The following is a 9,806-nucleotide window of genomic DNA, read 5'->3' on the forward strand; positions in this document are numbered from 1 at the left end:
ACTATGGGAACTGCGGCTGGAGGGGTCGGGTCCGGACCTCGGTACGTGCAGATCGCGGACGAGATCGTGCAGCAGATCCGGGCTGGAGTTCTCAAGCCTGGCGACATGGTGCCGAGTGAGTCTGAGCTGGTGGATCGCTACGGCGTCTCCGGCGGGACCATCCGTAAGGCCATGGTCGAGGTGCGGGCGAGTGGACTGGTCGAGACCCGACACGGCAAGGGCTCGATCGTGAAGAACCGGCCTCCGGTGCGGCACCGCTCCTCCGATCGCTTCCGGCGCTCGCTCCGGCAGGGCGGGCAGGCGGCCTACCTCGCGGAGTCCGCCCAGTCCGGCGCTACCGCCAAGGTCAGCGTCCTCTACATCGGGCCCATGGAGGCGCCCGAGGATGCCGCCCAGCGCCTAGGCGTCCCGGTCGGTACGCAGGTGCTGGCTCGCCGGCGCCTGTACTTCCGTAACGGCATTCCGGTCGAGACCGCGACGTCGTACCTGCCCTGGGACGTCGTGAAGGACATCCCGGAGCTGTTCGCCGAGAACCCCGGCGGCGGTGGCATCTACGCCCGACTCGAAGACCACGGACACGAATTCGCGGAGTTCGTCGAGACGTTGCAAGCGCGGCCGGCCTCCAAGGCGGAAGCCTCGGAGCTGGCGCTGAGTCCGGGTGCGCCCGTGGTTCATCTGATCCGTGAGGCTCGTACAACGGCGGGTCTCGTGGTCGAGGTGTGCGACACCCTCATGGCCGCTGACCAGTTCGTTTTCGAGTACAGGATTCCTGCCGTCGACTGACGCGCACTCAACTCTAAGCAACCCGTCGCGAGTTCTTCTTCGTGGCGGGTTGACTCATGTACAGGAGTCGGGCACTCTTCTTCATGTCACTCATGTACATGAGTGGCGGAGTGCAGCACCTATAAAGGAGTGATCTCTGTGCGTCAGATTCCCGTCGACACCAACGGCGCCGTCGTGATGGTCGCCAAGTCCCCGCAGGTCAAGGTCCGTGACCGCCGTACCGGTGAGATCGCCACCGACGCCGAGACCGGTGCCAAGCTGATGACGGTCGATGTGATGTTCGCGGCGAACGAGGAGGTGGAGATCCTCTCCATCACCGTCCCGGAGCCCGGCATCACCGGCGAACTGGCCATGGGCACGCCGGTCGCGCTCACCGGCCTGATCGCCCGGCCCTGGGAGAACGACTTCAACGGCCAGAAGCGGCACGGCATCGCATTCCGCGCGGTCGCGGTCACCTCGCTCGCCGACGCCGCCGCAAGGCCCAAGGCGGCCTGATCATGACCGGCTTCACGGTCACCCTGGTGCTGGTCGCCGCTGCCGTAGGTCTTCTGCGGTGGCGGCGCCCCGCCTGGTACTGGTTGACCTTCGGGGTCACGCTGGCCGTGGTGCGGGTCCTGGTCCGATACGGCTCCGTCATGGACGCGTGCGGGTTAACCGTGCCGCCCGCGCGGTGGCGGCTCGCTCTCGCCCGTGCCACCAACCGGCCGATACCGGCGCCCCGTGCCCCGCGCATCCTGCGGCTGCGGCCCACTCGCACCGGCTTGATCCTGCGGCTCAAGCTCCGTCCCGGACAGGACGCCTTCGACATCGCCGCCGCCTCGGACCGGCTCCGGCACTCGTTCTCGATGCACGGCGTGACCTCGCGAGAGCTGCGCTCCGGCGTTGTAGAGGTGCGGATGACCGGCTACGACGTGCTCAAGCGGGTGCAGATGCCGGCCAAGACCGACACCCGACCGATGCGGGTACCGGTCGCCCTGCGGCAGGACGGCTCGGTCCACTACCGCGACTACCGGGCGATACCCCACGCTCTCACCCTCGGCGCCACCGAGTCCGGCAAGTCCGTCTACCAGCGAAACCTGGTCGCCGGACTCGCGCCGATGGACGTCGCCCTCGTCGGCATCGACTGCAAGCAAGGGGTTGAACTGTTCCCGCTGGCCCGCCGGTTCTCCGCGCTGGCCGACGATCCCGACACCGCCGCCGAAGTGCTTGACGCGCTCGTGGTCCGGATGGAGCGCACCTATCAGGCCATCCGGGCTCAGCAGCGCATCGCCGCCGACGTGCCGGACGCGGAGATCGCCGCCGACATCTGGGACCTGCCCGATCACCTGCGCCCGGTCCCGGTCGTGGTCCTGGTCGACGAGGTCGCCGAACTCGCCCTGTACGCCAACAAGGAGGAGGAAAAGCGCCGGGACCGCATCATCACCGCCCTGGTCCGCCTCGCCCAGCTCGGCCGCGCGGCCGGCATCTACCTCGAAATCTGCGGCCAGCGCTTCGGCTCCGAACTCGGCAAGGGCATCACCATGCTCCGCGCCCAACTCACCGGCCGCACCGCCCACCGCGTCAACGACGAGACATCCGCCAACATGGCCTTCGGCGACATCGCCCCGGACGCCGTGCTCGCCGCCATCCAGATCCCGGCCGAAATGCGGGGACTCGCCATCTCGGGCGACTCCTCCGGAGGATGGCACCGCATCCGCGCCCCGCACACCACGCTCCGCCAGGCCGTGAACATCTGCAACCGGCACGCCGACCGTACGCCGGACCTGCCCGAGCTGGCCCCGTTCCGACCGGTCCTCTCCGCCACGGCTGCCGCTCCCGTGTCGCTGGCCAAGGCTTCCTCAGCCGCCGTCTGAACTCCCGCGGATCCCCAACCGGTCGGCGCGACCGCCTTCGCGCCAAGTCCCTACCCCCGCCATGCCCAAAGAAGGGAGACCCCGCCGTGTGCCCGAACTGCGAGGACTTCGCCCGGACCGTGCTCCTGCTCGGCCAACTCGCCTTGTACGCCGACACGGTTGGCGCCGACCTCGACTTCGTGGAAGCCGTCAGCGCGTCCCTTGCCGTCTCGCTGCCCGAGCCGCCGCCCGGCACGTTCCCGGACGGCTACGACACCGACGGCGGCCCTGCCTACCCCGGTGACTCCTGATGGCTGCCCGTCACGGGCTCCGTGTCGACGCGGTCCTCGTTCAGGCCGTCATCGCCGGAGCCCTGTCCTTCGCCCACCTGCACGATCTGGCCTCCGCTGCCGGACAGAACGGCTGGAAGGCCTGGGCCTACCCGGTCAGTGTCGACCTGCTCTTGGTCGCCGCCTGGCGGCGCCTGCGCAGTGAGGGCCCGTCGCGGCTGGCCTGGTGCTGGTTCGTCGTCGCGCTGTTCGCCTCGCTCGGCGCCAACGTCGCCACGGCCGGGTTCCTGGACCTGGCCGACCCGCCCGCCCTGCTCCGCCTCGGCATCGCCGGATGGCCCGCGCTCGCATTCCTCGGCGGAACGCTCCTCGCGCACTCGTCGGCTGCGGAGCCGGTGCCGCCGGCATCTGTCGCGGACGTGGAGGACGTCGTGTCTCCGGTCGAGCAGCCGGTCCCGGACGCCGAACGCGTATCGGCAACTGAGCCGGTGCCCGAGCCTGACGCGGCCCCCGCATCTCCGGCCCCGGCTCCCGCTCCTCCGGTCCCCGCCGTCCTGGTCGACCACGCCCGGAAGGTCGCCGACGAGTACCGCGCCCGTACCGGCGCCCCGATCGACACAGACACCCTGCGCTCCCGCCTCGGCGTCCCGCCCCACCTCGCCGACGCCATCGCCGCCCACCTCACCTGATCAGCAAGAGAGGAAGACCAGTGACCCGCGACCCGGCCGAACTGACCGCCTCCGACTACCTCGACGGCGCCCGCGAGATGGCCGCCGCCAACCGGCCTTTCCTCGCCCACCTGCTCGCCGAGGAAGCCGCCCGCCTCACCGCCGACCCGGCCACCGCGGCCGGCATCCGCGCCAGCTACCCCGCCCCGGCCACGACCCGAGAGGAGACCGACTGACATGGCTGCCCGCGACCACTTCCACTCCGTGATGCGCATCGGCCCGGTGCAGATCGGCACGCACCGCGACCGCAACGGCCAGACCAAGCACGCCGCCGTGTGCAGCTCCGACAGCTGCGGCTGGTCCTCCGACTACTCCAGCCAGTCCGCGGCCCAGCTCGCCGCCCGCACCCACCGCTGCCGCGTCCGCTAGGAGACCCACCGCCATGCAGGTCCCGCTCTGGTTCGCCCTGCTCGTCGTCGGCTACCTCGGCGTCAAGCTCATCCGCCCGCCCGCCTGGCTCATCGCCGTACTCCTGCTCGGCGGCTTCCTCCTCGCCGACAGCGTCCTCGCCCCGGCCATCAACGCCCTCGTCAAGTAGCCCGCTCGCGAGAGGAGACCACCATGTTCCGCCCGAAGATCCCCACCATGCCGATGCCGACGGGCCTCACCACCCCACCCGCCGTCATCGAGCCGACCACCGTCACCCGGCACGCAGACACCCCGCCGGCCACCACGCCTACTCAGGCGCCGTCCCGGCCCACGGTCCAGCTCACCCCCGGCACTGCGCTCGCCCTCGTCGGCGGCGGCACGGCCGTCGTCCTGGTCCTCGGCGCCGTCCTGGTCTCCCTGCTCCTGGCGGTCGCCATCACCGGCGCCTCGGTCGCCGTCTGCGCCGTCGTCCTGCGCTCCCTGCTCGTCTCCGACGCCAAGCGTCGCTGACCGGCACCCGGGCGGCCTCGATACCGCCAAGCATCCGCCGCCCGGGCGCCGTCCCTGTCCGATCTCGCAACCGGAAGGAACCCCAAGCATGGCCCACCGCGCCTCACCCGCGACACCGAGTGCGCCCATGCCCGACACATTGCTCGACCCGATCACCCTCGGGGACGTGCTCCGGGTGGCCTCGGCCTCCGACTACGCACGCTGGGAGGACCAGATCCGGCGCACCGGCGGCTGCTCCGACCCGATCCACCTCACCGGCTGGGTACTCCACAAGGACAAGACCAGCGGCGAGACCCTGCACCACTACTCCACCGAGATGGAGCCTGGCGGACGCCTCCGCCTTGCCTGCGGCAACCGTCGCGCCTCCCGCTGCCCGTCCTGCGCCTGGACCTACGCGGGCGACACCTACCACCTGATCCGCGCTGGACTGGCCGGGGACGACCGCCGCGACGTCCCCGCTACTGTCCGCGATCACCCGCGCGTCTTCGCCACCCTCACGGCGCCCTCGTTCGGCCCGGTCCACAACCGTCCCGATCGCGGCGCCTGCCGCTGCGGCACCCCGCACGCGCCCGACGCTCAGGAGCTGGGCAACGCCCTCGACCCGGACAGCTACGACTACGCGGGCGCCGTGCTGTTCAACAACCACGCCGGTCAGCTCTGGCAGCGCTTCACCACGCGACTCCGCCGCGAACTCGCCGCCCGCGCTGGCCTGCCTCGCAGGGAACTCGCCGAACACCTTCGGGTCTCGTACGGCAAGGTCGCCGAGTTCCAGAAGCGCGGGGCTCTGCACTTCCATGCCGTCGTACGCCTCGACGGCCCGGAGGGACCGGGAACGCCACCGCCCGCCTGGGCCACGGTCGACCTCCTCACGGACGCCGTACATGCCGCCGCAGCGCACTCGTACACGTCCGTCTCGGTCCCGGCCGCCGGTGACGAGCCCGCCCGTACCTTCCGCTGGGGCCGACAGCTCGACGTCCGCCCGGTCAAGGCCTTCGGCGACGGCTCCGACATCACCGAGCAGGCCGTCGCCTCCTACGTGGCCAAGTACGCCACCAAGGCCGCCGAGAACACCGGCACCCTGGACCGCCGCATCGGCGAACTCGCCGAACTCGATCGCCACCAGATCCCGGACCACACCCGACGGCTCATCACCGCGTGTCGCGACCTGGACAGCCTCTACCCGGACCGGCGCCTCTGGGCTTGGGCCCACATGCTCGGCTTCCGCGGGCACTTCTCGTCCAAGTCGCGCACCTACTCCACCACCCTCGGCGCCCTCCGCCAGGAACGCGCTGACTACCGCGCCGCCCAAGAGGCATCCGTCCTCGGTCTCGACGACCGAGAGCCGGACACCGTCCTCGTCCTGGCGGACTGGCAGTACGCCGGCCACGGCCACACGCCGGGTGAGGCCGCTCTCGCCGCGACCATCGCCCGCGACCTCCAGACCAACCGCGAGACCGCCCGAGACGCCCTCCTGAACGAAGGGAGCACGGAATGACCACGGCCATCCGGTCACGACGCACCATGCTCACCCTCGCGGAGGTCTGCGAGGAACTGGCCATCTCCCGCTCGACCTTCTACGACTGGCGGGCCAAGCGCCGTGCGCCGCGCTGCATCAAGCTCCCGAACGGCGACCTCCGGATCCGTCGGAGCGACCTCGATCACTGGCTCGACGACTGCGAGGACGTGGCCTGATGGAGACGACGTACGACGTGAAGATCTACAAGATCCTCACCTACAAGGGCGCCCGGAAGACCACGTACACCGTGCGCTGGACGGTCGCTGACAAACGCTGGCGCGAGCCCTTCAACACCGTCGCGCTCGCCGAGGGCTTCCGTTCCGAACTCATCCGGGCCACGGGCAAGGGCGAGGCCTTCGTCGTCGCCACGGGCCTCCCGGTGTCCCATCGCTCCAAGTCGGCTGCCATGAGCTGGTACAAGTTCGCCGTCGAGTACGTGGATGCCCGTTGGTCTCAACTCGGCGGCAACAGCCGCAAGAACATCGCCAAGACCATGACCGCGACCACCATCGCGCTGCTGCGGGCCAAGCCCACCCAGTTCGCACCTGCGGCCGTGCGGACGGCCCTCCGCGAATGGGCGTTCAACACCAACCGACGCCCGGACGCACCCCGAGACGTGGTGGCCATCCTCAAATGGGTCGAGCGGAACTCCCTGCCCGTCTCGGTCTGGGAGGACCCCGAGAAGGTCGACCAGGTCCTGCAGGCCATCGACACCCGCCTCGACGGCAAGCAGGCGGCGGCCTGGTCCCGGAAGCGCAACCGCCGGATCCTCAACGTCGCCATGAAGTACGCGATCCGGCGGCGCATCCTGCGGACCAACCCCCTGCCCAAGGGCAAGGACTCGACGGCGGCCACGAAGACCACGAACGCCGTGGACAAGCGATCCTTGCTGAACCCCGAGCAGGCCGCGGCGATCCTCGACTGGATCCGGCGCCGGCCGCGCGGCGGCAAGCGGCTCCACGCCTTCTTCGCCACGCTGTACTACTGCGGCCCTCGACCCGAGGAAGCCGTCGCCATGCGCGTGGACGACGTGACCCTGCCCGCGCCCGACGCCGACGACCAGTGGTGCGAGCTGCTGATCCATACGGCGACCCCGGAGATCGGAAAGCAGTGGACCGACACGGGGGAGATCCACGAACAACGCGACCTGAAGGGCCGTGCTGAGGGCGAGACACGCACGGTGCCGGGACATCCGGCCCTCACGCGCATCCTGCGCCAACACATCGAGGACGAACAGCTCCAGCCGGGTGATCTCCTCTTCCAGGGGGAGAACGGTGGCATCCTCGTCGGCTCCGTCATCCGGCGGGCGTGGCGCAGCGCGCGTAAGGCCGTACTGCCCCCACACGTCTTCGACTCGCCCACCGGGCGCCGCGTGTACGACAACCGGAACACCCGCCTGACCAAGTGGCTCAACGACGGCATCCCGCCCGCCCAGGTGGCCGAGTGGGCCGGGAACAGCGTCGCCGTGCTCCTGGCGACCTACGCCCGGTGCGTCGACGGGCAGCTGCCGGACCTCAAACGGCGGCTGGAGGCCGCAGGCGACCTCCCGGAGGCGGAGGTGCCGGGCGCTGGCTGATCCTCTTCGGGTCGAGAACTTCGACACGTATTCGACACGGCCACCCGCGAAAACCCGGTGACAGCCGGACAGCCCCGGACCGCGCCCTTGATCACCAAGGGGGTGGCCGGGGCTGACCCGTGTCGAGTGAAACCGCCCCTGACCAGCAAAAAGCCCTCCCGAGAGGAGGGCTGAGGGATGGCGCCCCCGGCAGGACTCGAACCTGCGGCCAAGCGCTTAGAAGGCGCCTGCTCTATCCTCGCCTTTCCTGGCCATCGAGGGGCAGGTGTGGGTGGGTTCGGGCAGATTCGCCGACAGCAGACGTATTGAGTCCCATACGGACTGGATTAACTCGGCGAAGGAAGCAAACCTAGAGCGGTCTTGAGAAACAGAACCTGCTCTCTGCGCATCAGTCGGGACCGCGAGAGGTGCATCGCGGGCGCAACATAGCCGACGATCGCCGGTTGGCCAAACCGGCGCTTCTGCAGACCATTGAATGACCAGGGGATGCCGACGCGTCCCGATGTCCCGTGTGAGGAGTCATGTAGCTTGTCGAAGCTGGCAATAGGTGAATCGTCCTTGCTCTCTGCGGACCATGTTCGCGCCCTTCTGGAGTGGATCCAGGAGGAATCTTCGGGAGCCGTTTTTCCTTTCCTCGCCTCTATGGCGGGCACCGCCCTTTCGCCGGGTGAAGCAGCCTCGGTCCGGGTGCAGGACGTGACGCTCCCGGACGGGGAGTTCGGGGAGGTGTTGGTCCGTGCCGGCGAGCGCCGGAAGGTTCCTGTCTCCCCGGACGTCGTGGGTGTGCTGAGGCGCTGGATCGACGAGGCGGGTTTGGAAGCTGAAGATCTGCTGTTCCCCGCCGAGCGGGGTGGGCCGTTGGCGTCCTCCGAATACAAGAGGGCGTGGAGGCACGCTCGCCAAGCGGTGTTGAGCCCGGACGAGGTACAGGCGGGCTTGGGGGAGCAGGTCTCCAGCCTGCGTGACTCCTGTCTGGACCGCTGGCTCGAGGCGGGCGTTCCTGCGTGGGGTGTCGCCGAGTGGGCTGGCGTGAGTGCGAGCTGGATTGCGCTGCGGTACCCGCACCGCTTCCGGCTGGAAGACATCGAGATCGACTGGGAGTACCTGGAAGAGATCCTGCGCCTTCCGGACATTCCCGAGCGGTAGTCTCCCCTCTCGCGCTCCGAGCGCGAAGACCACCCGCCGAGCACATTTCGAACGTCGGCGGTCCACGCCGCATGCGGCCGTGTCACATGGCTCGACCCCCAGCGATCTGGCTCCCACCGCCCTACAGGGCCGGTTGACCTGCGCCGTGGACTGCCGGCAGCCCGGCTGAATCAATTCACCTGCTTGGCCTTTCCCCCTCTGTTTCCGAGGACTCGCGCATGCCTGCCCGTTTGCTGTCCATTCCCGCTGTCGCCGCCGCCCTGGACGTCGACCGCCGCACCGTCTACCGCTTCATCGCCGCCGGCGACCTCCCCGTCGTCGACCTGCGCACCGGGACGGAACGATCTCGCGTCCGTGTCCCTGCTGCCGGGCTTGAGGAGTTCATCGCCAGGAGATTGGTTGGTTCCCCGCGCCCCCGTCGGTGAACTCTCGCCCCCAGCCCAGACCTCACCGCTTCCGAACAAAGGAGTAGTACCGCGTACCTGCGCAAATTGAAGTCCGGCAAGTGGCAGGCGACCGTACGCAACCGGGCCGGAGACCGGTTCAGCGAGTCCTTCCCCCTCAAGGCCCAGGCGCGGGCCTGGGGCATCGAGCTGGAGACCCAGTTCGCCCGCGGAGGCATGCGCGACCCGCGGGCCGGCGAGATCGCGTTCCGGGAGTGGCACGACCGGTGGTGGAACGCCCGCATCGTCGAACCCCACACCCTTCGGGGCGACGCGTCCAGCATCAAGAACCACGTCATGCCGTACTGGGCTGACTGGGAGATGCGGGCCATCACCCGCATGGACGTCCAGAGCTGGATACGCTCCCTGGTCGAGAAGGGCGCAGGCCCTGCCGCGATCAAGCGGGCCTACAACCTGACGTCGTCCATCATGCGTGCGGCGGTCGATGACGATGTGATCGCGGTGAGTCCGTGCCGCAGCATCGACCTGCCGCCTATCGCGGTCAAACCGCCGCAGTGGTTCACGCCCGACCAGGCGCAGAGCATCCTCGACGGACTATGAACCGTTCCGGGTTCGGTAGAGATCTCAGTTGTTGGGTGTGACCTGGGGTTTC

At 69.3% G+C, this 9,806-nt stretch carries 15 protein-coding genes and 1 tRNA gene; 15 read left to right on the plus strand and 1 reads right to left on the minus strand.

Translation table 11 applies throughout. The annotated features are described in order from the left end of the window. Positions 1-3: 3 nt before the first annotated feature. From AB0B40_RS32445 to AB0B40_RS32500, 12 genes are all read left to right on the plus strand, one after another. On the plus strand, positions 4-783 hold the full coding sequence (locus AB0B40_RS32445) for a GntR family transcriptional regulator (RefSeq protein ID WP_362267085.1): 780 nt from the start codon (positions 4-6) through the stop codon (positions 781-783). A 138-nt stretch (positions 784-921) separates the two neighbouring features. Next, on the plus strand, positions 922-1,278 hold the full coding sequence (locus AB0B40_RS32450; RefSeq protein ID WP_361783559.1) for a hypothetical protein: 357 nt from the start codon (positions 922-924) through the stop codon (positions 1,276-1,278). A 2-nt stretch (positions 1,279-1,280) separates the two neighbouring features. Beyond that, positions 1,281-2,636, plus strand: a complete 1,356-nt coding sequence (locus tag AB0B40_RS32455) for an FtsK/SpoIIIE domain-containing protein (RefSeq protein ID WP_362267088.1) — start codon at positions 1,281-1,283, stop codon at positions 2,634-2,636. Between the two features lie 86 nt (positions 2,637-2,722). Next, positions 2,723-2,926, plus strand: coding sequence for a hypothetical protein (locus AB0B40_RS32460; protein WP_362267089.1), 204 nt, complete (start codon positions 2,723-2,725; stop codon positions 2,924-2,926). Then, positions 2,926-3,594: a DUF2637 domain-containing protein gene (locus AB0B40_RS32465; RefSeq protein WP_362267091.1), complete on the plus strand. Its 669-nt coding sequence runs from the start codon at positions 2,926-2,928 to the stop codon at positions 3,592-3,594. Before AB0B40_RS32460 ends, AB0B40_RS32465 begins: the two co-directional genes overlap by 1 nt. A 20-nt stretch (positions 3,595-3,614) precedes the next feature. Then, the gene (locus AB0B40_RS32470) at positions 3,615-3,809 is read left to right on the plus strand and encodes a hypothetical protein (protein ID WP_362267092.1); all 195 of its coding nucleotides are present in this window, start codon (positions 3,615-3,617) and stop codon (positions 3,807-3,809) included. A gap of 1 nt (position 3,810) precedes the next feature. Continuing rightward, positions 3,811-4,002, plus strand: coding sequence for a mobile element transfer protein (locus AB0B40_RS32475; RefSeq protein ID WP_362267094.1), 192 nt, complete (start codon positions 3,811-3,813; stop codon positions 4,000-4,002). Between the two features lie 13 nt (positions 4,003-4,015). Beyond that, positions 4,016-4,171 carry a hypothetical protein gene (locus AB0B40_RS32480; RefSeq protein WP_107069211.1) on the plus strand — a complete coding sequence of 52 codons (156 nt, stop codon included), beginning with the start codon at positions 4,016-4,018 and terminating at the stop codon, positions 4,169-4,171. A gap of 23 nt (positions 4,172-4,194) precedes the next feature. Next, the gene (locus AB0B40_RS32485) at positions 4,195-4,512 is read left to right on the plus strand and encodes a SpdD-like protein (RefSeq protein ID WP_362267096.1); all 318 of its coding nucleotides are present in this window, start codon (positions 4,195-4,197) and stop codon (positions 4,510-4,512) included. A gap of 127 nt (positions 4,513-4,639) precedes the next feature. After that, positions 4,640-6,007, plus strand: a complete 1,368-nt coding sequence (gene repSA, locus AB0B40_RS32490; protein WP_362267098.1) for a replication initiator protein RepSA — start codon at positions 4,640-4,642, stop codon at positions 6,005-6,007. Next, positions 6,004-6,204, plus strand: a complete 201-nt coding sequence (locus AB0B40_RS32495) for a helix-turn-helix domain-containing protein (protein ID WP_362267099.1) — start codon at positions 6,004-6,006, stop codon at positions 6,202-6,204. Before repSA ends, AB0B40_RS32495 begins: the two co-directional genes overlap by 4 nt. Continuing rightward, a complete protein-coding gene (locus AB0B40_RS32500; protein ID WP_362267102.1) occupies positions 6,204-7,604 on the plus strand; it encodes a site-specific integrase in 1,401 nt (466 codons plus the stop codon). The genes AB0B40_RS32495 and AB0B40_RS32500 overlap by 1 nt, the downstream gene beginning before the upstream one ends. Before the next feature lie 178 nt (positions 7,605-7,782). Here the strand turns inward: AB0B40_RS32500 and AB0B40_RS32505 are convergent. Next, positions 7,783-7,867, minus strand: a tRNA-Arg gene (locus tag AB0B40_RS32505). A 265-nt stretch (positions 7,868-8,132) separates the two neighbouring features. Between AB0B40_RS32505 and AB0B40_RS32510 the strand changes: the two genes are divergently transcribed. The 3 genes from AB0B40_RS32510 (at position 8,133) to AB0B40_RS32520 (ending at position 9,754) form a co-directional block, all read left to right on the plus strand. Beyond that, positions 8,133-8,750: a tyrosine-type recombinase/integrase gene (locus AB0B40_RS32510; RefSeq protein WP_362267103.1), complete on the plus strand. Its 618-nt coding sequence runs from the start codon at positions 8,133-8,135 to the stop codon at positions 8,748-8,750. Positions 8,751-8,968: 218 nt separating this feature from the next. Next, the gene (locus tag AB0B40_RS32515; RefSeq protein ID WP_154821627.1) at positions 8,969-9,175 is read left to right on the plus strand and encodes a helix-turn-helix domain-containing protein; all 207 of its coding nucleotides are present in this window, start codon (positions 8,969-8,971) and stop codon (positions 9,173-9,175) included. Between the two features lie 66 nt (positions 9,176-9,241). Continuing rightward, entirely contained in the window at positions 9,242-9,754 is a 513-nt protein-coding gene (locus AB0B40_RS32520; RefSeq protein WP_362267105.1) for a hypothetical protein, read from the plus strand. The last annotated feature ends 52 nt before the right edge of the window (positions 9,755-9,806 follow it).

This window comes from Streptomyces sp. NPDC042638 (genome assembly GCF_040647235.1).
Taxonomy (GTDB): domain Bacteria; phylum Actinomycetota; class Actinomycetes; order Streptomycetales; family Streptomycetaceae; genus Streptomyces; species Streptomyces rameus.

Coding starts and splice junctions, on each gene's coding strand:
- AB0B40_RS32515 (WP_154821627.1), top strand. CDS start 8,969: ATGCCTGCCCGTTTGCTGTCCATTCCCGCTGTCGCCGCCGCCCTGGAC.
- AB0B40_RS32500 (WP_362267102.1), top strand. CDS start 6,204: ATGGAGACGACGTACGACGTGAAGATCTACAAGATCCTCACCTACAAG.
- AB0B40_RS32495 (WP_362267099.1), top strand. CDS start 6,004: ATGACCACGGCCATCCGGTCACGACGCACCATGCTCACCCTCGCGGAG.
- repSA (WP_362267098.1), top strand. CDS start 4,640: ATGCCCGACACATTGCTCGACCCGATCACCCTCGGGGACGTGCTCCGG.
- AB0B40_RS32480 (WP_107069211.1), top strand. CDS start 4,016: ATGCAGGTCCCGCTCTGGTTCGCCCTGCTCGTCGTCGGCTACCTCGGC.
- AB0B40_RS32475 (WP_362267094.1), top strand. CDS start 3,811: ATGGCTGCCCGCGACCACTTCCACTCCGTGATGCGCATCGGCCCGGTG.
- AB0B40_RS32485 (WP_362267096.1), top strand. CDS start 4,195: ATGTTCCGCCCGAAGATCCCCACCATGCCGATGCCGACGGGCCTCACC.
- AB0B40_RS32465 (WP_362267091.1), top strand. CDS start 2,926: ATGGCTGCCCGTCACGGGCTCCGTGTCGACGCGGTCCTCGTTCAGGCC.
- AB0B40_RS32445 (WP_362267085.1), top strand. CDS start 4: ATGGGAACTGCGGCTGGAGGGGTCGGGTCCGGACCTCGGTACGTGCAG.
- AB0B40_RS32455 (WP_362267088.1), top strand. CDS start 1,281: ATGACCGGCTTCACGGTCACCCTGGTGCTGGTCGCCGCTGCCGTAGGT.